This window comes from Rhodoluna sp. (genome assembly GCF_036721215.1).
GTDB lineage: Bacteria > Actinomycetota > Actinomycetes > Actinomycetales > Microbacteriaceae > Rhodoluna.
The window spans coordinates 434,938-457,771 of the sequence record NZ_DAIMLM010000001.1 but is presented as its reverse complement, the minus strand read 5'-3'; the positions used below and the strand labels follow the sequence as shown (position 1 = coordinate 457,771).

Annotated in this window: 23 protein-coding genes and 1 tRNA gene; 9 read left to right on the top strand and 15 right to left on the bottom strand. The window is 49.4% G+C overall.

Features of this window, described 5'->3' with window-relative positions; genetic code table 11:
* Positions 1–13: 13 nt before the first annotated feature.
* Positions 14–544 carry a phosphate-starvation-inducible PsiE family protein gene (locus AC9UCN_RS02340; RefSeq protein ID WP_509523343.1) on the bottom strand — a complete coding sequence of 177 codons (531 nt, stop codon included), beginning with the start codon at positions 542–544 and terminating at the stop codon, positions 14–16.
* Between the two features lie 229 nt (positions 545–773).
* Between AC9UCN_RS02340 and AC9UCN_RS02335 the strand changes: the two genes are divergently transcribed.
* Both AC9UCN_RS02335 and AC9UCN_RS02330 read left to right on the top strand, forming a co-directional pair.
* Positions 774–1,922, top strand: a complete 1,149-nt coding sequence (locus tag AC9UCN_RS02335) for a glycosyltransferase family 4 protein (RefSeq protein WP_509523341.1) — start codon at positions 774–776, stop codon at positions 1,920–1,922.
* Entirely contained in the window at positions 1,909–2,550 is a 642-nt protein-coding gene (locus tag AC9UCN_RS02330; RefSeq protein WP_509523340.1) for a DedA family protein, read from the top strand. Before AC9UCN_RS02335 ends, AC9UCN_RS02330 begins: the two co-directional genes overlap by 14 nt.
* Here the strand turns inward: AC9UCN_RS02330 and AC9UCN_RS02325 are convergent.
* Entirely contained in the window at positions 2,536–3,348 is an 813-nt protein-coding gene (locus AC9UCN_RS02325; protein WP_509523338.1) for an SGNH/GDSL hydrolase family protein, read from the bottom strand. The two genes, AC9UCN_RS02330 and AC9UCN_RS02325, sit on opposite strands and share 15 nt — an antisense overlap.
* Positions 3,349–3,535: 187 nt before the next feature.
* Here AC9UCN_RS02325 and AC9UCN_RS02320 point away from each other — a divergent pair, with 187 nt between their 5' ends.
* Together AC9UCN_RS02320 and phoH2 are read left to right on the top strand one after the other, a co-directional pair.
* Entirely contained in the window at positions 3,536–4,876 is a 1,341-nt protein-coding gene (locus AC9UCN_RS02320; RefSeq protein WP_509523337.1) for a UDP-glucose dehydrogenase family protein, read from the top strand.
* Positions 4,877–5,101: 225 nt separating this feature from the next.
* Positions 5,102–6,433 (top strand): RNA 5'-3' helicase PhoH2, encoded by a 1,332-nt coding sequence (gene phoH2, locus AC9UCN_RS02315; protein WP_509523335.1) that lies wholly within the window; start codon positions 5,102–5,104, stop codon positions 6,431–6,433.
* A 210-nt stretch (positions 6,434–6,643) separates the two neighbouring features.
* On the opposite strand, the gene AC9UCN_RS02310 is transcribed toward phoH2, so the two are convergent.
* A tRNA-Lys gene (locus AC9UCN_RS02310) sits at positions 6,644–6,716 on the bottom strand.
* A gap of 144 nt (positions 6,717–6,860) precedes the next feature.
* Between AC9UCN_RS02310 and AC9UCN_RS02305 the strand changes: the two genes are divergently transcribed.
* Complete coding sequence (locus tag AC9UCN_RS02305; RefSeq protein WP_509523334.1) at positions 6,861–7,547, top strand: hypothetical protein; 687 nt, start codon at positions 6,861–6,863, stop codon at positions 7,545–7,547.
* A 23-nt stretch (positions 7,548–7,570) separates the two neighbouring features.
* Positions 7,571–7,834: a DUF1905 domain-containing protein gene (locus AC9UCN_RS02300; RefSeq protein ID WP_509523333.1), complete on the top strand. Its 264-nt coding sequence runs from the start codon at positions 7,571–7,573 to the stop codon at positions 7,832–7,834.
* Here AC9UCN_RS02300 and AC9UCN_RS02295 read toward each other — a convergent pair.
* Both AC9UCN_RS02295 and AC9UCN_RS02290 read right to left on the bottom strand, forming a co-directional pair.
* Entirely contained in the window at positions 7,814–9,295 is a 1,482-nt protein-coding gene (locus tag AC9UCN_RS02295) for a phytoene desaturase family protein (RefSeq protein WP_509523331.1), read from the bottom strand. The genes AC9UCN_RS02300 and AC9UCN_RS02295 overlap by 21 nt on opposite strands.
* Positions 9,292–10,134, bottom strand: coding sequence for a UbiA family prenyltransferase (locus tag AC9UCN_RS02290; protein ID WP_509523329.1), 843 nt, complete (start codon positions 10,132–10,134; stop codon positions 9,292–9,294). Before AC9UCN_RS02290 ends, AC9UCN_RS02295 begins: the two co-directional genes overlap by 4 nt.
* Positions 10,135–10,222: 88 nt before the next feature.
* On the opposite strand from AC9UCN_RS02290, the gene bcp reads away from it, so the two are divergent.
* Positions 10,223–10,696, top strand: coding sequence for a thioredoxin-dependent thiol peroxidase (gene bcp, locus AC9UCN_RS02285; protein ID WP_509523328.1), 474 nt, complete (start codon positions 10,223–10,225; stop codon positions 10,694–10,696).
* On the opposite strand, the gene AC9UCN_RS02280 is transcribed toward bcp, so the two are convergent.
* Positions 10,693–11,106, bottom strand: coding sequence for a hypothetical protein (locus AC9UCN_RS02280; RefSeq protein WP_509523326.1), 414 nt, complete (start codon positions 11,104–11,106; stop codon positions 10,693–10,695). The genes bcp and AC9UCN_RS02280 overlap by 4 nt on opposite strands.
* A gap of 175 nt (positions 11,107–11,281) precedes the next feature.
* Between AC9UCN_RS02280 and AC9UCN_RS02275 the strand changes: the two genes are divergently transcribed.
* Complete coding sequence (locus AC9UCN_RS02275; protein WP_509523653.1) at positions 11,282–11,530, top strand: WhiB family transcriptional regulator; 249 nt, start codon at positions 11,282–11,284, stop codon at positions 11,528–11,530.
* On the opposite strand, the gene AC9UCN_RS02270 is transcribed toward AC9UCN_RS02275, so the two are convergent.
* From AC9UCN_RS02270 to AC9UCN_RS02255, 4 genes are read right to left on the bottom strand one after another with little or no spacing between them, the layout of a single operon-like run.
* Positions 11,527–12,996, bottom strand: coding sequence for a sensor histidine kinase (locus AC9UCN_RS02270; RefSeq protein ID WP_509523325.1), 1,470 nt, complete (start codon positions 12,994–12,996; stop codon positions 11,527–11,529). The two genes, AC9UCN_RS02275 and AC9UCN_RS02270, sit on opposite strands and share 4 nt — an antisense overlap.
* The gene (locus AC9UCN_RS02265) at positions 12,997–13,839 is read right to left on the bottom strand and encodes a CpaE/TadZ family protein (protein ID WP_509523323.1); all 843 of its coding nucleotides are present in this window, start codon (positions 13,837–13,839) and stop codon (positions 12,997–12,999) included. It lies immediately after the preceding gene.
* Positions 13,839–14,453: a CpaB family protein gene (locus AC9UCN_RS02260; protein WP_509523321.1), complete on the bottom strand. Its 615-nt coding sequence runs from the start codon at positions 14,451–14,453 to the stop codon at positions 13,839–13,841. The genes AC9UCN_RS02265 and AC9UCN_RS02260 overlap by 1 nt, the downstream gene beginning before the upstream one ends.
* Positions 14,450–14,950 carry a hypothetical protein gene (locus AC9UCN_RS02255; protein WP_509523320.1) on the bottom strand — a complete coding sequence of 167 codons (501 nt, stop codon included), beginning with the start codon at positions 14,948–14,950 and terminating at the stop codon, positions 14,450–14,452. The genes AC9UCN_RS02260 and AC9UCN_RS02255 overlap by 4 nt, the downstream gene beginning before the upstream one ends.
* Before the next feature lie 112 nt (positions 14,951–15,062).
* On the opposite strand from AC9UCN_RS02255, the gene AC9UCN_RS02250 reads away from it, so the two are divergent.
* Positions 15,063–15,503: an Rv3235 family protein gene (locus AC9UCN_RS02250; RefSeq protein WP_509523319.1), complete on the top strand. Its 441-nt coding sequence runs from the start codon at positions 15,063–15,065 to the stop codon at positions 15,501–15,503.
* Here AC9UCN_RS02250 and secA read toward each other — a convergent pair.
* The 5 genes from secA to mtrA form a co-directional block, all read right to left on the bottom strand.
* Positions 15,500–18,181, bottom strand: coding sequence for a preprotein translocase subunit SecA (gene secA / locus AC9UCN_RS02245; protein ID WP_509523317.1), 2,682 nt, complete (start codon positions 18,179–18,181; stop codon positions 15,500–15,502). The two genes, AC9UCN_RS02250 and secA, sit on opposite strands and share 4 nt — an antisense overlap.
* Positions 18,182–18,258: 77 nt before the next feature.
* The gene (locus tag AC9UCN_RS02240) at positions 18,259–18,738 is read right to left on the bottom strand and encodes a ComF family protein (RefSeq protein WP_509523315.1); all 480 of its coding nucleotides are present in this window, start codon (positions 18,736–18,738) and stop codon (positions 18,259–18,261) included.
* Positions 18,739–18,943: 205 nt separating this feature from the next.
* Positions 18,944–20,581: an LpqB family beta-propeller domain-containing protein gene (locus tag AC9UCN_RS02235; RefSeq protein WP_509523314.1), complete on the bottom strand. Its 1,638-nt coding sequence runs from the start codon at positions 20,579–20,581 to the stop codon at positions 18,944–18,946.
* Entirely contained in the window at positions 20,578–22,152 is a 1,575-nt protein-coding gene (mtrB, locus tag AC9UCN_RS02230; protein WP_509523312.1) for an MtrAB system histidine kinase MtrB, read from the bottom strand. Before mtrB ends, AC9UCN_RS02235 begins: the two co-directional genes overlap by 4 nt.
* A gap of 5 nt (positions 22,153–22,157) precedes the next feature.
* On the bottom strand, positions 22,158–22,826 hold the full coding sequence (mtrA, locus tag AC9UCN_RS02225; protein WP_509523311.1) for an MtrAB system response regulator MtrA: 669 nt from the start codon (positions 22,824–22,826) through the stop codon (positions 22,158–22,160).
* Positions 22,827–22,834 lie beyond the last annotated feature (8 nt).

Below are 22,834 nucleotides of genomic sequence, written 5' to 3'. Positions count from 1 at the left end.
CAGAATGGGCTAACTAAGCCTTACGAGTTTTTTTGCGAGGAGAGCTACTTGCCTCTGTTCCCTGATCCGCCATTCGTGTCATGAATATAGCCAGCACCAGGGCTATGACTATTCCACCGTTTACTAGCAATTCAAAAATTCCGCGCTCGAATGCCTCTGGTGTCTTTCCAATCTCGAGGGTCAAAGACGATCCAACAGACAAGATGTGTCTAACCGAGGCAATCACACCAATGACCAGGAATCGAGTCAATTGGTAGAACCCACTGTTAAACCTTGCAATTACTGTTCGGGCGATTTCGAGGATGATCACTACGAACAAGATGTCGTTGATGGCTTGGAGCATTCCGTTTGGATAGAAAGGCGTGGTGTTTAAAAGCCTCAGTACCGTAAAAACAATTGCCCCAAGGGCAACTATGAACAGTAGGGCTGTCAGCACTGCGTGAAAGACATCCTCCACGGTGTCCAGGACCTGGGTAGGAAGCATAGAACGCTTAGCCTGGGTTGAGTCAGTGTCTAGAGCTGCTACTTCTTGTTTTTTAGCCATACTCCAGTTTGCCGTGTTTCTGGATATTTGGAAACCCCCTGCGCTTGGCATATCCAGTAACCCGAGGCTCGAGTCCCAAGAAATAGGAAAAATCCAGCTCTCGTGAGAAGTGGCTGGGATTTCCTTCCGCCCCTAGCCTTTGGACGTGTTGGTTTTGCTTCACTTCTACGTAACCTGACATTCACATTTTGTTGGAGGGGTCAGGCACCGATTCAGATACCTTCAGATTATGGTTCAAAGAATCGCGATAGTTACTGAATCATTTTTGCCGCAAATAAATGGTGTAACCAACTCAGTTATTCGGGTTCTCGAGAGTATAAAGCAAAACGAATTAGAAGCGATTGTTATTGCCCCTAACTCTGAGTCTGAACTTCACCTTGGCTTTCCTGTCATTGGCTGCGGATCGGTTCCGGTGATGAATTTTTCGGTTGGGATTCCTGGCAAAGAGGTAGCTACTGCCCTCGCACAATTTGGTCCGGACGTTATTCACGTTGCGGCCCCTTTCATGCTGGGTTCGCAGGCGATTACATGGGGCAAGGAAAATTCAGTTCCAACCGTTGCGGTTTATCAAACCGATGTCGCGGGCTACCTGGGCCGCTACAGATTAGCCTTTGCCCGACCTGCGATGGAACGAGCTCTCGTTGCTATTCACGAGAATGCAACCTTAAACCTTGCCCCGACAGAATTGTCAGCTCAATACCTGCGTTCCCTCGGCCTTAACTCTGTCAGGGTTTGGGGGCGTGGAGTAGATACAGATCTGTTTAATCCAACGCGGAAGTTGGATATTGAAACAAGCAGAATTCGTTCAGAGATTGCAGCCGAAGGTGAGCTGATAGTTGGATTTGTAGGTAGGCTCGCTGCCGAGAAGCAGGTGCATCGCATGGCTGAGCTTTTCGGAATCAAAGGAGTGAGATTTGTTGTCGTGGGCGACGGTCCAGAAAGATCGAAGCTAGAGAAGCAGTTTGCAAACGCTCCGGTAAAGTTCACTGGCTTGCTTAGCGGTCTAGAACTTTCTCACGCTTACGCTGCAATGGACGTCTTTGTCCACTTTGGAACCGAAGAAACTTTTGGACAAACAATACAAGAGGCTCAGGCAAGTGGGCTGGCGGTTGTCGCTCCAAATTCTGGAGGTCCTTCGGAGATAATCGAACATGGAGTCAATGGCATACTCGTGGACCCGACTGAGCCCTCAGGCTATCGTTTAGCGCTTGAAAATCTGATTTCTAGACCAGGTGCTATTGCTGCTCTCGGGGAGCGCGCTGCTAGCAGCGTTCAGGGACGCTCGTGGAAGTCAAATAATCAGAAATTATTTGACTACTATTCGGAAGCGTCTTCACTCATGACAGGTCATCCCAAGGGAAGTCATGAACTGGCTTGACGCAAGCGAGATCCTGGCCGCCTTTGGCGATTGGGCAGTGCTTGCCGTGGCTGTGATAATCTTCGCCGAAACCGCCTTTATTCTAACTTCGTTCCTACCGGGAGACTCGCTTCTGTTTCTAACCGGATTAACTATGGCCAATTCAAGTTCTTGGCTGCCTGATTGGCTTGGCTTTTTACTGGTCTGGGTCGCAGCTGTAGCAGGTTCTCAGGTTGGATACTTGGTGGGCAGAACAATTGGTCCACCGCTGTTTAGTAAGAATCGAAACTTCATCCTGAATGAAAAAGTTGTTGCAAAAACTCAAGAGTTTTTTGATCGCTACGGAGCTAGGGCAGTTATTCTCGCAAGACTGATTCCAATTCTCCGAGCCATGATTCCTATGTTGGCTGGCATCTCAAAAATGGATTATGCTCGGTTCACCAGGCTGAACTTTGCGGGCGCAACCCTTTGGGTCTTGTTATTTATGTTGCCTGGATACTGGCTTGGTTCTATTCCTTTAATTAAGGAAAACCTTGAGATAACGGTCCTAATAATTGTCCTAGGAACCTCACTAATTCTGCCTTTCGAGTTCTTGAGAAACCGCCTCGAAAATCGATCTCGAGAAAAATCAGGCTCAACTACTAATTAGTTCCCAGTTCGAATGTTGGGAGTTTGGTCGGTAGCTTTCGAGCCTAAGATGTTTAGGCTCCAAGCCATCTCCTGCGGTGACCCCTCGAATTCGTCTATCAACGAAAGGGATAACGTCCCTAACAACCCAAGTAAAGGTTTCGGAGATTGAACGCGAAACTGGACCTGGGTCTCGCGCGGGTTGGGGGAATCGGTAGTTCAGGCTCAATAGTTCCGCAGCTTGATTTGCGACGGCAACATGTCCATGGCCCGAAAAGTGAACCATGTCCTCGGCCCAGAATAGGAGGTCACTAAAGTCTTGAATTCCGAAGACATCCAAAACGGGAACTCCCAGCTCATTGGCGATGTCACCGATCATCTCTGAGAATCTCTCCGCTCTATAGCGAAGGGGCTTAAATATCCGCAGATGGAGAGGGTTTATGGTGTTTGCAACCACCACATCGCAACCTGAAGCCTTAAGGCTCATAAGTCCTTCGCGATAGATTGCTCTCAGGCGGGGTAACTTATGCTCCCGAGTCAATAAATCATTAGAGCCAGCCATTACCGTCACTAAGTCAGGCTGAAGCTCAATAGCCCGCGGCAGTTGGTCAATCATTATCTTTTCTAGATTGGCACCGCGAAGGGAAAGGTTTGCATACTCAAATTCAAAACTCATATCTTGAGCCTCTTGAGCAAGAATGCCCGCTAAGCGATCAGTCCAGCCGTTTCCGTGGCGACTTAGATTGAAGGTGAAGTCACCTAATCCCTCGGAGAGTGAGTCTCCAATTGCAACATAACTGCGAAATGGTTTTCCAATCACCCGCTAAGGACACCTTTGTTAGGTGAACAAAGGATAAATGAGTTAGAAAGTGTTGCTTAACTCAAGGATTACAAATTTGAGAAAATTTACCATAGCTTCATTTACTATTCAGAGTTTTGAAGTCCGCGCCTAGAGAATCAAACGTGAATCTCAGCTCATAATTTTGTTTGAAAGAGCGGAGTCACTGATGGCAAGGATTGCAGTTATTGGTTTGGGTTATGTTGGGCTAACAACTGCCGTAGCGTGGGCCGAATTGGGTCACCACGTGGCGGGACACGACGCTTCCCTTGAGAAGCTCCTGCTTCTAAAGAGTGGGTTTATTCCTATAGCAGAGCCGGGACTTGAAGAATCTCTAAGGAAGTCCAGTTTCTCAGGTCATCTTTCGCTTGAAAAGGATCTGGGGGCAGCCTTGGATGGTGCAGATTTTGTGTTCGTCTGTGTACCAACACCGTCTGGGGACGACGGTGCTATAGACCTAAGTTTGGTGATAAATGTCTGCAGGCAGCTCTGCCTTCAGGCAGACCTCGGAACGACAATTGTCATAAAGTCAACATTGCCCGTTGGTGGTCTCAATCAGATCAGAACAGTGGCCAACAACTTAGATATTGGAATCGCCTACAACCCAGAATTTCTACGACAGGGTTCCTCTTTGGAAGATTTCCTGAGGCCCACTCGAATCGTTATTGGTGCTGAAGAACTCGAAGTCCGAGACAGCGTAGCTTCACTTTACGAGGGTTTCGATGCAGAGCTTATCTTAACTAATGCGGCCGGTGCAGAGCTAATTAAGCTTGCATCAAATGCTTACCTGGCAACCAGGCTTTCATTTGCAAATGACCTCGCCCTTCTGTGTGAGAAATCCGGTGCATCCTTTTCTGAGGTCTACTTGGGCACAGGGCTTGACCCAAGAATAGGTTTGGGATATTTCACACCAGGACCGGGTTGGGGTGGATCGTGTCTACCCAAAGACTCTTCCGGCCTGGTAAAATCTGCGGAGTCGCTAGGTGTTGAAATGCCTGTTGTTAGCGGGGCACTGGAGAGCAACGCTCGATCCAAAGAGGCAGTGGTCCAAAGACTCAAGGCAATGCTTTCTGGAAAACTGGAAGGTCGAAAGATTGCTGTCTGGGGAGTGTCTTTTAAGCCAGAAACAGCTGATCTTCGAGGAAGCCCTGCTGTCGAGATAGTGTCTAGCCTGAACAGGCAGGGCGCGACAGTGATTGCGTACGATCCCGGTGTAAAGATTTCTGATAATCCCAACATTGTTTTTGCAGAGAGCGCACTTTCTGCCGTTGATGGTGCGGATGCCCTTCTTGTTCTCACAGGTTGGCAGGAGTTTAACGAAGTATCCCCCGATTCAGTTCATCAAGCTATGAACAGATCCGTGGTGTTTGATTGCAGAGGAATACTTGAATCAAATGTCTGGGACCAAACCGTCGACTTCTTCCAAGCACTAGGTGAGCCAGAGAAGCGTCAGGTCAAGGATCTAGTAGCGGCCCTGTCGAGACAGAAAGTAGCCGTCGGGCAAAACTGATCCACTTACGAAATCAGGGTCGGCTGGGGACAGAATGAAGAAAGTCCAGCTCTCGTGAGAAGTAACTGGATTTTTCGTGGACCCCTCGGGTGGACTTGCTTCGGGCAATCCGAACTTTTGCCGAGCACCGCCGCTTTGGCGGTCCTTGATTCGGGCGTGTTGTTAGCGCGCCAACTGCAAATCAGGATTTACCTTAAAGCTAAGCCTGAAACTATGGAGGACTGATTGCCTAAAGCCGGAGCCACTTCTACTGCCAAGAACCAAACTAAGAACGACCAGGCGGTGAGAACCTTCGTGCTGGATACTTCAGTATTGCTTGCCGATCCAAAGGCCATGTTCCGATTCGACGAACATGAGGTTGTAATCCCGATCGTGGTAATCAACGAGCTTGAGAAAAAGCGTCACGATCCCGAAATCGGGTACTTCGCCAGAGTGGCGTTGCGACACCTTGATGATCTGCGTCAAAAACATCAGCGACTTGATTTTCCAATTGAGGTTGGCGATAAAGGAACCCTCCGGGTAGAGCTAAACCACAGCGACCAGTCGATACTGCCTACTGGATTCCAGCTTGGCGATAACGATTCACGCATTCTGTCGGTGGCCATGAATCTATCCAGCGAAGGTTTCAACGTCACCGTTGTTTCAAAAGATCTTCCAATGAGAGTCAAGGCCGCAAGTCTTGGAATGCTTGCGGAGGAGTATCTAAACGAACTTGCCATCGACTCTGGCTGGAGTGGAATTAGTGAGCTAGCGCTTAGCGCTGATCAAATGGCTGAGCTATATGACAATGAAGAAGTTACGCACCCAGAGGCGGCGACCCTGCCAGTGAACAGCGGCCTAGTTATCTCCTCAGAAAGAGGACACGCACTCGGTCGTGTCACCTCAAACAGAAAAATGAAGCTCGTCCGTGGTGATCGCGGCGTGTTTGGGGTTCAAGGAAGATCTGCCGAGCAACGCCTTGCCATTGACTACCTGCTGGATCAGGAAATTGGAATTGTTTCGATAGGTGGTAGAGCCGGAACCGGTAAGTCCGCTTTGGCGCTATGCGCGGCATTGGAAGCGGTAGTTGACAGGCGCCAGCACAAGAAGATTATGGTTTTCAGGCCTCTTTACGCAGTTGGCGGACAGGAGCTTGGTTACCTTCCAGGCACCGAGGCCGAAAAGATGAATCCCTGGGGTCAGGCAGTTTTTGACACCTTGAGCGCCTTGGTTTCCAAAGAAGTAATTGAGCACATCCAGGACCGAGGCCTGCTCGAAGTGCTTCCGTTAACCCACATCCGTGGACGGTCGCTGCACGACAGTTTCGTGATTGTGGATGAGGCTCAGTCTTTGGAAAGAAATGTTCTACTAACCGTTTTATCCCGCATTGGTCAAAATTCTAGAGTGATCTTGACTCACGATGTTGCCCAGCGTGACAACTTGCGAGTCGGCAGGCACGATGGAATCGCTTCAGTAATTGAAGCTCTCAAGGGCCAGTCACTGTTTGCTCACATCACCTTGACTCGCTCCGAGCGCAGTGCCATTGCGGCATTGGTCACGGAGCTATTGGACCGGTAAGTACTTAGGGATAACTTTCTCAAACTAGGACCCGTACAAGGTATTGTTGGAGACTTTAGAGATTTCCCAGTACTTGGTTGCCCATTCGCTAACTAACATCACCAATTCCTTATCAGTAGGTCAATACTGAAATTGGAGACTTGATCTCTTTGTGGATATCCCCAATATGTAAGAAAATCCAGCTCTCGTGAGAAGTAGCTGGATTTTCCGTGCACCCCCCGGGACTTGAACCCGGAACCCACTGATTAAGAGTCAGTTGCTCTGCCGATTGAGCTAGAGGTGCTTTTTGCTGCCTAACTGGCAACAGTTCTAAACAATACCACTTGCGCTAAATGGTTCAAAACTTAGCGAAGGTGTGGGTCGGGGCAGGTAGTGGCGTAGGGTCTTCAAGAAAATCTGGGCTTCAGGAGAGACTTAGACTTAACTCATGAAGACACTCAAATCCAACCAAAACACCATTCTTACTGTTGCTCTAGTTGCACTAGCCATAGCTTTTGGAGGTTGGGGATACTCCTTAGGCGAGCCAGCCTCCTCACATACCAACCTCACTGAAGAAGTGGTGGTGCTGGGGATCTTGGGTGCGATTTTGCTTTCGTTGCTGGTGGGTCTTGGGATTAAAGGCAAGCCAACTGCGCTCATAAATCTAAATCGATTGTTGGCTTGGCCGATGGCCTTCGGATATATTTTTGTGCACTACGCCTATCACATGGAGCATGGTCAGGCGGGCGGACTTATGGCGCTAGATATTGTCCCGAGGGTGTTTTTCCTGGTTTCTTTTGTCTGGATTGCATTCCACGCCGGCGTTGCTTACAAAACCTATGGCGCTCCATGGAAGCTAAAACTAAGAACCGCCAACGACTATTACATCGCCTCTGCTTGGCTTGTGCTAGTAATCACCATTCCGGTTTTCTCAATTCCGGCTCTTGGAGCTATGCCGATTGCTATGGCGTTAGCTTGGATAATCTTTGCACCACATCTAGCCATAAACGTATTTCACATGTCCAAGCGAGTGCCAGTTTCCAGCATTTCCGAAGGAATTGGACCTTGGGTAGTTAGTGGGGTCTATTTGATTGCCATACTAAACGCCGCCGTCATGAGTTTTCCAAAGAGCTAGTGGTTACTAAGTTCAAAGGCGCCATGATCGAGTGGCGCGGACCGTCACCTTTTTACTTCGTTCCAGTCCCTGATGTGCCAAGCAAGAAGATTAAGGCTATGGCTGCCCAGCTAACTTACGGCTGGGGTGTGATTCCCGTTCTGGGCAAGATCGGAAAGACTGAGTTCTTAACGGCTTTGATTCCGAAGGATGGTCTCTACTACTTGCCAATCAAGAACGCTGTCCGGTTTGCAGAAAACTTAGAAATCGGAGCTGAGGTTACTGTGTCAATCAGCGTTGGTAGCTAGCAGCGGAAAAAGCGAAGAATCACTATTGTTTTGATCCTGATTTCCTAGTCGCCTAAGTAGCTTCTCAGTAGCAATAAGTGTTCCACCAAGCACGGCAGGTATCCCTCCGCCTGGGTGAGTTGATGCTCCAACTCTCCAAAGCCATGGACGAAGAATTGATGAGTGTTTGGGCTGGTGGAGTGGCCCGGACTGCCAAATCTTTCTGGCTTCCCCGTAGAGCGCTCCCCCGGTAGCTCCCCAACCAGAGAAGTACTCAGGATCTAGAATCTGGAATTCACCAAAGTATTCTTTGATGTTTCTAGGTAATCCCATGACTTTGCTTACTCGCTCCAGCTCACGCTTAGCGAAGTCACTGTTGATGTCATAGTGCTTGCCATCGGCGGGAGCTGTAATCAAGACGGCAACCGTAGATTTCTTGTTTGGGTAGATGTGACCGGCCTTGTAGTAATTGACAAACACCATGGACTGCTCTGGCAGCTCTTTGTTTCCAAGAGATTTATGCAGCGCCGCTGGGTCATCGGGCATGATCACCGAGTGGGTCTTTGTGCCTTGTGGCAGGTCTTGGTCTAAAACCGCATAGATCGCTACCCCGGAACAAGACATCTTGCGGTTTTGCTCTTGAGTTTTCTTGCCAAGCAATCGATCCGTCACCTTGGCATCCAAGCTGGAGACCACTAGATCTGCCTTGTAAGAGCCTTGGGTAGTCGTAACCTTGCCCTTCGAGATTGCAGTCACTTTTTCATTGAGTCTTATCTCAACCCCTGCGTGACGGGCGAGCTTTTCCAGAGTAAGAGGAATTTCGTTCACGCCACCAACTGGAACGAGCACCTGCTGGGTTGCCATCACGGCGGGCATTGTTGCAAATAGTGCCAAGGTGCTTTCTGGGGCAACACCGGCGTTCAAGGTGTGGATTGAAATGACTTCTTTTAGTCCTTCCGGTAACCACTTCAAACCATCGAGGTAGCTTTTGGTTGTAAGTCTCAGCCCGTAGTTGGAAACAAGCTTGCTAACAGCCGGCACGGCCTTTGGGCTCATAGAGGTATTGGTCAAAAGAGTCGTGATCTCTTTATCGAGCTTGCCGTGAATGGCTTCGAAGCGGTTCCAGCTCTCGTGCCATTTGTTGCCTGGCTCAACCGGAAGCAAGCACTTATCGCCTTTATAGAAGTATTCGCCAACCTCGGATAGTGGTTCGAACTCTATTGGGGCGATTTGGCTTGCTTGTATAGAGGTATCTCCGAGGTTGTCGTATCTACGAAGAAACTCTTTCCAAACGCCAGGGAAGGTAACAAGAGCTGGGCCGGTGTCCATGCGCTGGCCGTCAACAAGGATTCGCTTTGACTTGCCACCAATCCAGTCGGAGCCTTCGATGACTTTTACCTTGTGTCCTGCTTTAGCAAGCAGGGCAGCTGTTGCCAGGCCGCTAATTCCGGCGCCGATTACAACGATAGATTTCTGACTCAAGGGTAGACACCCATGAACATCGCGGCTACCAACTGAACTCCAGCAACAGTTCCTGCAATGTATGGGAAGGCGATCGAAAGCCGATAGAGCTTTCGACCTGTTTCAGGAACTGGTTTTCTAAAGATGGCAACAGTTAGATAGCCAGCGATTACTGCGTTCGCAATCGCAACCGGAATGTTTACCAGTGCAAACAAGACAGTGGAGATTAGCCACCAAAAACCAACCCAGTAAGCACTGCCTTTGGTGCCAAGCCACACGGCGGTCGTCTTGATGCCAACGAAACTATCTTGTGGGATGTCTTGCACGGCATCAAAGGTGTGTTTGGCCATGGACCAGACCATAAGTCCAATGGCTGCAAACCAAAGTGGTTCGTGGCCAAAAGCCAATGGGATGAAAACTAATGGGAAGGCGTAGTCGGTGTTAGATACCGAGTCCCAAACCGGTCTGGCCTTGAACCTAAATGGTGGGGATGAATAGAAATAGAAAAACAGTCCATAGGCCAGTATCCAGGCCATGGCAGCTGGGGGCACCGTGAAGGCAAAGTAGATCAAGAACGGGATGTTGGTAACAGCAACGGCAACAAATATCGGCACCACTTCGCGGGGGCTGATCTTGGCACCCTCCATGCCGCCCTTGCGGGCATTTATATTGTCGGTTTCCTGATCAAAGATGTCGTTGATTCCATAGATCAACAGATTGAAGGGGAAAGTTACCCAGATAAGGAAGGGAATGATGTCCCAGCGCCAGAGGTCCCCGCCAAGCCACATAGCAATAACCGAGGTGCCTATGGTGTTGATCCAAAGCACTGGACGAGAGATTTGAATCAACCGCAGCAACATTCTTCAAGCATAATCGCTGGCCACCACAACCAATTTGGGTGTGGTTTAGACTTTAGTCACACCCCGAATTCACCCCACTGGAGGATAAATGGCTGAGGCAAAGAGGCTAGAAGTTGGCAACAAGGCCCCTGATTTCACACTCGTCAATCACGACGGAACCAAGGTAAAACTCTCCTCGTTCAAGGGCAAAAAGGTCATTGTTTACTTCTTTCCAGCTGCACTGACACCTGGTTGCACCAAGGAAGCAGAAGACTTTAATGAGAACCTAAAGGCTCTAAACAAGGCTGGCTACGAGGTGCTCGGGGTCTCCCCAGACAGCGTCGAAAAGATGCAGAAGTTCCAGAAAGCTCACAAGCTGAAGTTCGCCTTGCTGGCTGATCCTGACCTCACTGTTCACAAAAAGTATGGCGCCTATGGCACCAAGAGCATGTATGGCAGGACCTACGAGGGTGTGCTGCGATCTACTTTTGCGGTGGATGAGCAAGGAAAGCTTGAGCTGGCTCTATACAACGTGAAGGCAACCGGCCACGTCGATAGCCTTCGCAAGCAGCTGGATATTTAGTTCGTTAGATCGCCATCTGTTTCTTCATTGGTTGCTTCGACCACTTTTGAATTAAACAGGAGCAAAACAACGAGTCCAGATACTAAAACCAGTAACGCTCCAAGAATTCGACTGGTTCCTGTCTCTGCGATTGCACCAGCTCCAACAACTGCTTGAAGTAGTTGCCAAAAAAATGCTGCACTTCTTGCCCAACGTTTTTTGTTCAATAAGCCTCTAGAAAAAGTCAATACCCAGACCGTCGCAGCTGCTGCTAGTACCAACAAAAAAACCTCTGCGTAAATACTTTGAAATTGTCCCGAGAATAATTCAAAAAGTAGTGTGAAAAAAACAGCCGCTAAAACTAGGGCTTCAAGAACCAGCAAAAAAAGCACAATTTGGACCAGGGCTGGGGCCTTGCTAAAGGGTCTCATTTGGGCTCCAAAGTTGGGTATTTACAAACCGCTACCAGTATGGAACGATTAGATACAGAACACGAGTTACGCAATTCAAGCGTAAATCACAATTTTCGACCTCACCAACCTAAGTGAGAGTTTGTATTGCCCGTCTTGGCTATGGGGGCCAACTGATAAAGGATTTCGCATGGATATGCAGTGGCTAAACCAGTCTCGATGCCTCAATGAAGACCCAGAACTATTTTTTCCAGTTGGAAACACCGGTCCTGCTGTAGATCAGATCGAGCAGGCTAAGGCAGTTTGCCGCCAGTGCACCGTGACAGCCGAATGTCTCGAATATGCAATCAAGGAAAACCAGGACACCGGAGTATGGGGTGGCTTGAGTGAAGACGAGCGTAAGTCTCTAAAGCGTAAGTACGCCAGGGCTCGTCGCGCCAGCTAAATTGGAATGCTGATGGCGACCTTTGTGCCGCCATCTTTCGGTGAAAACCACCTAATCTTTCCCCGCAATTCGCCCTCGATAAGGGTTCTTATAATCTGAGTTCCAAGGCCCTTGCCGATAGCATCTTTTTCAAATCCCACCCCGTTATCCTCGACCTCAATGGTCAGCTGCTTGGCAGTTTGCCTAGGAGTTATAAGTATGCTTCCGCCGTGCTCCCCCAATCCGTGACTTGCGGCATTAGTAACTACTTCAGTCAAGGCAACAGCTAGCGGTGTGGCAAGCCCACTATCCAGTTGGCCAAACTTGCCATCAATTCGAAGCTTGATCTCTCTTGAAGAATCGGTCGCCAGCTCCCCGACAAGACGCATGCTGGATTCAAACACCTCGTCGAAGTTCACTTCGTCAGAGAATCCTTCAGCAAGGGTGTTATGGACGAGTGCTATTGCTGACACTCGGCGAATTGCTTGTTCGAGTGCTTCTTTAGCTTCGTCGCTGGTGGTTCTACGCATTTGAATACGCATCAAGCTGGCAACAGTTTGCAGGTTGTTTTTCACACGGTGGTGAATTTCACGAATGGTGGCGTCTTTGGTTAGAAGCTGCTGTTCTTGGCGCCTAAGTTCTGTAATTTCGCGACAGAGAACTATGGCTCCGGTTCGAGCACCAGATTTCATAAGCGGGATAGCTCGTACCGATAGCGTTACATCTTTTGATTCCAGATCTGCACGCCAGGGAGCTTTGCCGGTAAGAACTAAAGGTAAGGACTCATCAACTGTGGATTGCGCTTTGACAATCTTGGTGGCCACCTCTGCCAGTGACTTTCCTTCAATTTCACCTTCGATACCCAGGCGGCTAAAAGCCGAAAGCCCATTGGGGCTAGCAAAGCTAACGTTGCCATCGACATCGAGTCTTAACAAGCCATCGTTAGCTCTTGGCGCACCGCGTCTTCGGCCCGTAGGGGAAGAGTAATCCGGGAAAGTTCCTTCGGTGATCATCTGAAGTAGTTCTTTGCCGCAGCTAACGTAATTTAGCTGAATCTTATTTGGGGTTCTACTTTCAGAAAGATTGGTATGCCGGGTGATAACGGCAATTGGACCAGAAGTGTCCTCTGCATCAGCCGATTCTTTTTGCACCGGAATAGCGCTAAATCTTGTTGGTAAGCCAGCTAGGGTATCGGAGCTTCTTTGCTCAACTATCTGAGCGGTCTCGAAGGCTTGCTTTACTGTTGCCAGCCACTCTTTGCGAATGGGTTCACCACTGATATCGCGATAGAAAACCGTTGCCGCACTGGAGGGCCTGGCGTGACCGGCGGCAACAAAGCTGCCGTCCTTGGTTGGGACCCAGAGAACTAGGTCTGCAAACAATAGGTCTGCGACCAATTGCCACTCCGACTGCAACCGAGTTAGCCATTCGATGTTCGCCTTGTTTGGGACACCATAATCGCTAATCAGTTGAGAAAGAGTGGACACCTAACCGAGTTTAGCCACCCGCGCATCGAGGGCGCCTGGCCTATCCAGGATGGCAACTCGGGTAAAGATACCAATGGCGGAGCGAAAGCCACCTGAGCGCCCACCACCCAACATTCCTAGCCTCGTCGCCTGATCAACGTGGACTGGGTCATCAGGCAAGAATGCTGCAGCCTCGATTGAACCAAGACCGGCGAGGGTGGTTTTAATCTCGGACTTGGCCTGTGAAATAACTGAATTTCTCGTTCGATTTACCACGAGCTTTAGCTGCTCGGTTAGCGAGAGCAAGTATTGCTCTACTCTAAGCAGCCTAAAGATCCCTATCGGGTCAGCAAGTGCCACGAGTACTACCTGGTCACTTATGCGAACCACTTCACCGGTGAGATTAAATTCTTGTTTTGGTTTTAGCGAGCCTAGGTCCACAACAACAAAGTCAAAGCTTGCTTTGGCCACTTCGAGAATTGCCTGAATACTCTCACTGGTTAGCTCCAAGACCTGGTCTGAGATAACTCCGGGTAAAACTGTGATTGAGCTTTTAGGAATCTTGATGCTTAGTCTTTCAAGTTGTGTTTGATCAAATCGGTGCTGGCTCGCAATTCTCATGGCACCAACCAGCCCAGCCGGTAGCTCTGAAAGGCAGAAGTAGTTTGCAATGCTCGGGCCTTCAAGATCTGCGTCAATAAGCAAGACCGAATACCTTTCTGAAGCGAGCTCTAAGGCCATGTTTATGGACACTGTGGTTTTACCGGTTGAGCCGTGTGGGCTAGTAACGGCTATAACCTGCGGTTCGGGTTTTGTGTTTTGTTTCTTGGCGGCTTGCAGTGACCGAACAATTGATTCCAGCACTAGCTGGAACCTCCGGTCGCAGTAATTGCGATCGAGGCTTGGCCGGAGATTGCTCCAAGAAGATACTGAAGTGATGCAGTTGGAACTCTTAGTTCAAGTGATTTCTGTTGGTTTGCGAAGCCACCTTCTGGTTCAATGAGCTCAACTACCTCGGCGTCCACTGCCAGCAAAACTGGTTCGCCATATGTTTGAAATTCAAGTAATGGTGCGGCCCAGATAGCTACTTTTGACCCAACGGTTACTTGGCTACTCACAGGTATTTGTGGTGTGAGCACCAAATTGGAGAAGTTGTCTTGATCTTGGGTTGTTATGGCTGAAAGCGGAATTGTTTCACCGGAGCCAATGGGTCTTTGTAGGTAGGTACCTTCCAACAGTGATTCTGGTCTCAGGTAGGCTCCTGCCAGACCAAAGAGCGAGAGCTCTATCTTCTCTAGATTGTTCAGGTTTAGAGCTACCCCAGAAGGTAGGGCTTGCTTGGTAACTAGAAAAACCTCTGTGGTTTTATTGCTTTCGATAAAGAACCAGGCTCCAAGCACTGATACCAGGACGGCAAGAGCGGATAGAACAATAGAAATTGGGCTCTTGCCACCTGGCTGGCTTTTCAGTTTTTTCAAGAGTTGAACTCCGTTCTATTGATTGCGCTTGGGGAAATCTCGAGGTAGCTAATTGCCTGGAGTGGAACCAGAGGTAGTTGGTAGCTATCGGTAGCGACCAGTCCCCTTGTTGCGCCCAACACAACCAACCTCACTTTCTTGCTGGGAGCATTTTGAAAGCAGATGGTTGCTGGGGCGGGAAGATCAAGTAAGCCAATGAGCTCCGCCGCGGTTTTACGGGTCCAAGTGATCGCAGCTGAGGAATCAGAGGTGTGGGTCTGAAACCTGAGGGCCATAACTTGATTCAGTCGAATCAGGCTCCAGCTGATCTTGTCTTCGAGTAGGCCAAAAACAAATGACCGGCTAATTCTTACCTGGGTCAGCTCGCGAGTGAGGCCATGTGCAAATTCGAGCTGAAGACAATTGGCGCCTACGGGGACCAGCGGCGATGGTCTATGGCGGGTTTGGAACTGAGGTTCGTAGTTGGTGAGTGTGGGCATGGCAACATCATTACGCACCCGCCGACATTGCTAAATAGTTATACACAAGTAATTAATGCCAGCTAAATGCTGGAGCGTATTCAATTACCCTAAAGCCACTCAAATTGAGTTTGGCTAACAAGGGAGTGAAGTGAAGAAACCAGACATGCGAATCGATAGCACTATTCACTCGAGGGGGTATGAGAACCAGAGGCACCTAGAGTTTGGGCCTGATTTACCAGAAACCCAGCCGCTTAGGCGGCCCCAGATTTTCATTGCAGCTATTGCAACGGCGGTAAACGAGGTTATCTCTGGGGTCCGGTCGGTTGATCAATTACAAAACGTTTTGAACGAACATGTCTATGAGTCTTTAAAGCGAAGGGCTGTTTCCAGGGCTCAGTATCGGTTGAAACACGGAAGAAAACCGCAGGTTCAACCAACCGATGTGGTGCGCGTTAGATACCAATACCCGAGCGCGGGGGTAATCGAATCGGTTGTGGTTCTTAGCTCTGGCAGAAGATCTAAAGCTGTTGCGATCCGATTGGAAGGCGTTCATAACATCTGGAGAGCCACCAATATTGGGTTTATCTAGCCTTTGAAAAAGGAGCTTCCTTTTTCGGGCTTACCGGATTTTTTGGCCTGAGCTTGCTTTCTGGCGGCTGCCCGATTCAACGGGGCGCGTTCAACAACTGGTTCAGCGTCCTCTTTTGGGGCTCCGGGGGCGCTGTAGCTTAGGTTGCCCTGTGGTCTAATCTGATCCACCGGCGACTGGTTCACGCTGACTTCTACGTTGAATAGATAGGTGATAACTTCCTCGCGGATGGATCCCATCATCTGCTGGAACATTACGAAACCTTCGCGCTGATACTCAACTAGTGGGTCGCGCTGGGCCATGGCACGCAAACCGATACCTTCTTTTAGGTAGTCCATCTCATATAGGTGATCGCGCCACTTTCTATCAATTACAGATAGCACTACGCGTCTTTCAAGCTCGCGCATGCCCTGCTCACCAATTGATTCACTGCGCTTTCTATAGGCGATCTTGGCATCGCTAATGATTTCCTTGGAGAGGAAGTTTGCAGTCAGTCTTGAAACGCTTCCTGCTTCAGCAAGAACTTCATCGATCTCAAGTGAAATTGGGTAAACAGCTTTGAGGTCTGTCCAGAGAGTCTTAAGACTCTCCGAGACATCTTCCTTGGTGGCAAGGGTTGAGTCAACAAGATAAGTGATTGTGTCTTCTAGGAATTGATCAATCCGGGTTGCTATCTCATCGCCTTCGAGAACTCGCCTGCGGTCGCCATAGATAGCTTCACGCTGACGATTTAGCACATCGTCATACTTCAAAACGTTTTTTCTAATCTCTGCGTTTCTACCTTCGACTTGCGACTGTGCGCTAGCAATTGCCCTGGAAACAACTTTGGATTCGATGGCGGTATCGTCTGGCACACCGGATCGGTTCATCAATGCTGAAGCTGCTCCAGAGTTGAACAGTCTCATCAGGTCATCAGTCAATGACAGGTAGAACCTGGATTCTCCAACGTCACCTTGACGACCGGAACGACCACGAAGCTGGTTGTCGATTCGCCTGGATTCGTGGCGTTCGGTTCCAAGCACATACAGCCCACCAACCGAGAGAACCTTCTCGGCTTCCACAGCTACTTCTTGCTTGATCTTTTCAAACTCGGCAGCCCACGCGGTTTCGTATTCTTCTGGGCTTTGCTCGGAAACCAGTCCTTTTTTGGCAAGAGCCTCAACGGTTAGAAACTCGGCGTTTCCTCCGAGCATGATGTCAGTTCCACGACCGGCCATGTTGGTGGCCACGGTTACCGAGCCAAAGCGACCAGCCATAGCGATAATGGACGCCTCGCGGGCGTTGTTCTTAGCGTTTAGCACTTCATGTCTTATTCCGCGCTTAGCAAGCAGCACCGATAGATACTCGCTTTTTTCTACGCTGGTGGTTCCAACCAGGACTGGCTGACCCTTGGCGTGACGCTCGACGATATCTTCAACAACCATGTTGAATTTCACTTCTTCGTTTTTGTAGATAAGGTCTGACTGATCTTTTCTAACCATTGGCTTGTTGGTTGGAATTGGGATGACACCTAGTTTGTAAGTGGCCATAAACTCTGCTGCTTCGGTTGCCGCGGTACCGGTCATACCGGCTAGCTTGCTGTAAAGACGGAAGAAGTTCTGCAGCGTAACTGTTGCCAGGGTCTGGTTCTCAGCTTTTACCTCAACACCTTCTTTGGCTTCAATTGCCTGGTGGATTCCCTCGTTGTATCTTCTACCCTGAAGAATTCTTCCGGTGTGCTCGTCAACAATTAGCACTTCGCCTTTGATAACTACGTAGTCCTTGTCCTTTTTGAACAGAGCCTTGGCGCGGATTGAGTTATTCAAAAAGGAAATCAGTGGAGTGTTGGTTGATTCATATAAATTGTCAATTCCCAGGTAATCTTCGACCTTGGTGATTCCTGGTTCCAAAATTCCTACGGTGCGCTTTTTCTCATCCACTTCGTAATCAATTACCGGCTGAAGCTTCTGAGCAATTTTGGCAAACTCGGTGAACCAGCGGTTAGCTTCACCTGAGGAAGGTCCAGAAATAATCAGCGGAGTTCTAGCCTCATCGATCAAGATCGAGTCAACCTCGTCCACGATGGCAAAGAAATGCCCGCGCTGCACCAGGTCGGCTTTTTGCCAGGCCATGTTATCGCGCAGGTAGTCAAAGCCAAACTCGTTGTTGGTTCCATAGGTAATGTCGGCTAGATACTGTTCCCGGCGAACAGTAGGTTCCTGACCGGATGTGATGCAACCGGTTGTCATACCCAGGGCCCTAAAGACTCGACTCATTAGCTCACTCTGGTAGCTGGCTAGGTAGTCGTTTACGGTAACAACGTGAACACCGCGACCGGCAATGGCATTTAGGTACGCGGGCAAAGTTGCAACAAGAGTCTTACCTTCACCGGTTTTCATCTCGGCAATGTTGCCAAGGTGTAAGGCGACACCACCCATAATCTGAACGTCAAATGGTCTAAGTCCAATGGTTCTGGTGGCGGCTTCGCGGACAGCCGCGAAAGCTTCTGGGAGCAAATCATCCAGGCTCTCGCCCTTGGCAAATCTCTCCCTTAGAGAAGTAGTCTCATGCCTGAGTTCCTCGTCGCTGAGCTGCTGAAAGTCTGGTTCTAGAGCGTTGACGGCCTTGGTCAGAGCCTTCAGCTTTGCTAGGGTCTTGCCTTCGCCGGCACGAAGAACTTTGTCAAAAATTGACGCCAAAATGCGCTCCAAATCAATTGGGAAGTAATTACCTTCAATCTTAGAGCCTTGGCTAGCTCGTGGCCCAGGTGCTGAAATTAGCCCTTCGAATAGCTAATTGCCAGCACTCCAGCCAGAGTTGCTCCCCCCAACCTAAGTACCCTCGCCGCCTCGAGGGCGGTGGCCCCGGTGGTCACAACATCGTCCAAGAGGTAGCAAACTCTCCCCGTTACCGATTGATTTAGCTCCATGCTGGAAGAAAGGTTTGCCATTCGCTCCGTCTCCGTGAGTCCAACTTGATCTTTCACGCGGCGAGAAAACCTCAGGCAATTCAGAACCGAAAAGCTTGGGTGTTTACTGGCGACCTCTTGCGCCAAAAGCAGCATTGGGTGAAAGCCTCTCTTGGAATAATTCTCAGGGCTGCTTGGTGCCGGCACAAGATACCGCGTTGATTCACTAGGAGGTAATTTCTCAATAATCGGTCTAAGCATTTGAGCTAGTTCTGTAACCAGTGCAAACTGTCCTTTGTCTTTGAGCGAAACCAGCAACCTGGATGTTTCGTCGCTGTATTTGGTCACTGTATGAACTGCCAGCCCTGACAAGGCAAATTCTCTTGGTTCAATCCACAGCAGATTCTTACAATCGATGCAAAGGTTTTTTCCCGCTCGATCACAGACCGCGCACCGCGAGGGAAAAATCAAATCAACAAGTGAACTTCCAAGCACTGATTAATGTTGGCCAGATAAACCAATCGAAAACAGCAGATACTGAAACTGTTGAAAACTATTTCAGCAGAGCAATCGCTGAAACTGAGGAAGCTATTGAGGCCCAGAAGGAACCTCTATAGGTGAAAAGCTCCCCGGTGTCTTTCAGTAAATACATAACCGAGCCATCGCCTAGGGCAACTAGTGATTTAGCATCAGCTAGCCCTTGAACTAATCTTGTGCCACCACCAATTTCAACCAAAGCCACGTTTGAAGAATCTGGCTGGGAAGTAAGAATAGAAAGCGTGACCTGGTCAAACCAACTCACCAAAGTTGGATTTGAAAGCTCTGTTGCCAAAGCTATGGGCAAAGCAAGCTCAATTGGAGTTCCGGACTGGTTTCTTATCACGCTAGCAAGAAGCACCTGGTTGGTAGCTCCACGATCAACAATCAGTGCCGCTCGGGATCCTTCCGGCGAGAGGGCAAATGCTGTAATAATCTGGCCACTAAGCCAGGAAGCAACCACTGGTTTGGAATCCACTGAAACTTGAGAACCAGAAACTAGCCAGAGCTTGCCAAGCTGGTCATAGTGAATTGCGCTCAGATTGGTCCTAGCATCTAGCAACTTAACGGCTGCTCCGGGGTTATCAAGCGCTGTCTCAAACACTCCAGCACTTGTAGCTGCGGCAATTTTTGAAGCCGAAGTAGAAAGAGCCAGCTTGGTAACTTCTCTTGAACTAAAAAATGATAAGCCAGCTGGAATCTCATCTGCCGCTGCGCCAGAAACAGCCTTGAGCCCATCTTCACCCAAGGCCACCATGGTGCCGCTAGCTCCGAAGCTCACTTCTAGTTCGCTATCGGGGATATCCTGAGCGGAACGCTCAATTGAGATTGCCACTTCTGTGATGGTTGGAAGCTGGGAAAGAGTTGTGACCAGTTGCGCTTTCATGAGAGAACGGTCGGACAAACTTGCAACTAGTGCTCGTGCACTTAGATCAACTAGTGCAACTTCTTCCTGCACGGTAACCGCATCCAAAGACAAAACCGTGCCGGCAGGAATAGCAGAAACCACCGCGGGCTTGAGCCATTCGGAAGGTCCCGCAAGCAACGCATTGACTAACTTGGTTCCGGTAGCTGGGTTAGCTGGAAACCACCTGAGCTCTGGAACAAGTACTGATCTGGATTGATCCAAGAAATACACAGAGTAGCTTCTAAAGACCACATCGAATACCGGTCGAATCACGATTGTGACATCGGGTGCACCACTTAGGCGAATCTGCCCAGCTTGCTCACTGAAGGTGTATTCCAAAGTCCTGGTAGACCCTGCAGGAAGTGTTTCATACCTGCCATTGGCATCAACCTTTGCGGTTACTTCAACTTCAACAAATGCAGTTCCGGAATCGGTCAAAGTAACTTGAGGTGTTGATCTTTGAATCAGCAGTTCTTGATTGGGGTTCCAGGTGGCTCGAATAGATTCACTTAGATACTCTCTCGCAATTGCGTAGTCGTTTTGGGGAGCAGTTCCTGCCGCTAGAAAACCTGCCAAAATTTCTGTTTCACTAGCGCCATCAAATGGCGTGGCCGGTGAGTAGTAAAACGAGGTGGAATCAGAAGGTGGTGCCAAATCTGGTCCAATTCTGACCGGACCTGAAACCGGTAAAGTCGCACAACCGGTCAGGCTTGCCAATAGCAAAACCGCTAAGAAATTGCGCTTCATCGATCCTCGATTAGCTCAGGCTTTGCCTGCGTTGCACTCGGAAGATCAAGCGGAGAAGCGGTTATTTGCCCACCCTGGACCTTGGGAAGGGTCAGCCTAAAACTGGAACCCGCGTTGGGCTTGGCCCAAACATCTAAGGATCCACCATGCAACAAGGTGTCCTCCAGGGAAATGGCCAAGCCTAATCCGGTGCCGCCACTGGTTCGCTTTCTTGCCGGGTCCGCTCTCCAGAATCGATCAAAGACTCTGGCTAGTTCGGCCTCGGTCATGCCAACACCGTTATCTGTCACCGAAACTGCAACGGCTGCATCGTTCATGCCAACGGCAACTTGAATTGGTTTACCTTCGCCGTGTTCAATTGCGTTGGCCAACAGGTTTCTAAGCAGGCGTTCGATTCTGCGTGAATCAAATTCGGCCATTACTTCACCATCTGGCACTTGAATCTCGATTGCACTTCCGCGCTTTAGAGCAAGCGGGTCGATTGAGGCAACTGATGATCTAACAACTTGATTTAGGTCGTAAATTTCTAACTCTGCTCGAACCGCACCCGCGTCATACCGAGAGATCTCCAACAGGTCATTCAACAGCACTTCGAATCTTTCGATTTGACCCTGCATGATTTCGGCAGATCTTTTCAGAGATGGATCTAGATCCTGCCTCGATTCAAAAATCAAGTCACCGGCAAGTTTGATGGTGGTAAGCGGTGTCCGAAGCTCGTGAGAAACATCAGACACGAATCTTTGTTGCATTTTAGAAACTGATGCTAGTTTCGTAATTTGCTGCTGCAGTGAATCGGCCATTCGATTAAATGACTTGGCTAGCGAGGAGACAACATCATCACCTTTTTCTAGTAGTCGAACATCTAAAGCACCGTCGGCAATTTCTTCAGAAACCTCAGCTGCGATTTTTACCGGTCTAACTATCCACCCGGTCACTAGGTAGGTAACTCCGCCGATGATAAAAATGATTGCTAGCCCACCGGCAAAAAGAGTCTGTTGCACAAAATTCAAAGTTTGCTGGTCGCTAGATAGATCAAAAACTAGGTACAGCTCGTGCGAACCGGCAAGCGGGATTTGGATTGGGGAACCAACAACCAGGCCTGGGCTGGCGGTTACGACCCCGTCGGTACTGCCGGTGAGCTGGATCGATTGGTATAGCAATCGTCCTTCGCTTAGTCGCACCTCAGCTCTAAAGCTTGAGGAGATAACCGCGGTATCCAAACCAGAGGAAATCGGGCTCTGCAGCAACTGGACATCAGTTTGGCCAGGGGTTCTAAGCAGGGCCACGCGTCTGGTGTCGGAAACTCCAGTGGCCTCTAGCTTGGGAACCACAGAATTCATCAAGGTCTGAAGGGCCACTTCATCGCTCACACTGGCGGCAGCAAAGGTGTTTTGAACATCTAGCACCGCTACCTCGGACTCAGCAAGGGCCTGCTGCAATCTCTCCTCAAAGAGCCCATTTCCGATTGAAAAAGACAGGAACCACCCGAGGGCAGCAAGTAGCACCGAGCTAAGCGCAACAGTGGTGGCAACCGCTCGAGCCTGAACCGAGCGTCGTAACAAACTAAACATCGAGCCTAGCCAGCCCTGTAACCAATGCCTCGAACAGTTTTGATAATGGTTGGATTATCCGGATCCTGCTCAATTTTTGATCTAAGTCGCTGCACATGAACATTTACCAATCGGGTGTCAGCTTTGTACTGATAACCCCAAACCTGCTCTAGCAGTAATTCGCGTGTAAATACTTGTTTTGGCTTTTGAGCCAACGTCAGCAACAAGTTGAACTCCAATGGGGTCAAAGAAATAAGCTCGCCATTGCGCAAGACCTGATGCCCCTCAACATCCAAAACGAGCGGCCCGATACTCACTCTTGCTTCTGAGCTTGTAATGGGTCTTAGTCTTGCGTTAATTCTTGCTGTTAGTTCACTTGGCTCGAACGGTTTGACCATGTAATCGTCGGCACCAGCTTCTAACCCCAGCACAACATCGTTGGTCTCAGACTTTGCGGTGAGCATGATTATTGGCGTTCCCGAAACACCGCGGAGTTCTTTGCAAACTTCTATGCCGCTTTTGCCGGGGAGCATGACGTCAAGTAAAACAAGGTCGGGTTTTTCGGCTTCAAATATTGCGAGCGCCTGGTTACCGTCCGGGCAGTAAGTTGGTGTGAAACCCGATGCTGTTAGAACAATTCCAACCATTTCCCTTAGCGCATTATCGTCATCGACGACAAGAATCTTAGGGGTCATGTTAGGTC

Bases quoted from the DNA above. Each gene is read 5' to 3' on its own strand.
- AC9UCN_RS02235 (WP_509523314.1), bottom strand. From the start codon at position 20,581: ATGAAGCGCAATTTCTTAGCGGTTTTGCTATTGGCAAGCCTGACCGGT.
- AC9UCN_RS02330 (WP_509523340.1), top strand. From the start codon at position 1,909: ATGAACTGGCTTGACGCAAGCGAGATCCTGGCCGCCTTTGGCGATTGG.
- mtrB (WP_509523312.1), bottom strand. From the start codon at position 22,152: ATGTTTAGTTTGTTACGACGCTCGGTTCAGGCTCGAGCGGTTGCCACC.
- AC9UCN_RS02335 (WP_509523341.1), top strand. From the start codon at position 774: ATGGTTCAAAGAATCGCGATAGTTACTGAATCATTTTTGCCGCAAATA.
- AC9UCN_RS02290 (WP_509523329.1), bottom strand. From the start codon at position 10,134: ATGTTGCTGCGGTTGATTCAAATCTCTCGTCCAGTGCTTTGGATCAAC.
- AC9UCN_RS02340 (WP_509523343.1), bottom strand. From the start codon at position 544: ATGGCTAAAAAACAAGAAGTAGCAGCTCTAGACACTGACTCAACCCAG.
- mtrA (WP_509523311.1), bottom strand. From the start codon at position 22,826: ATGACCCCTAAGATTCTTGTCGTCGATGACGATAATGCGCTAAGGGAA.
- AC9UCN_RS02300 (WP_509523333.1), top strand. From the start codon at position 7,571: ATGATCGAGTGGCGCGGACCGTCACCTTTTTACTTCGTTCCAGTCCCT.
- AC9UCN_RS02280 (WP_509523326.1), bottom strand. From the start codon at position 11,106: ATGAGACCCTTTAGCAAGGCCCCAGCCCTGGTCCAAATTGTGCTTTTT.
- AC9UCN_RS02320 (WP_509523337.1), top strand. From the start codon at position 3,536: ATGGCAAGGATTGCAGTTATTGGTTTGGGTTATGTTGGGCTAACAACT.
- bcp (WP_509523328.1), top strand. From the start codon at position 10,223: ATGGCTGAGGCAAAGAGGCTAGAAGTTGGCAACAAGGCCCCTGATTTC.
- AC9UCN_RS02305 (WP_509523334.1), top strand. From the start codon at position 6,861: ATGAAGACACTCAAATCCAACCAAAACACCATTCTTACTGTTGCTCTA.
- AC9UCN_RS02275 (WP_509523653.1), top strand. From the start codon at position 11,282: ATGCAGTGGCTAAACCAGTCTCGATGCCTCAATGAAGACCCAGAACTA.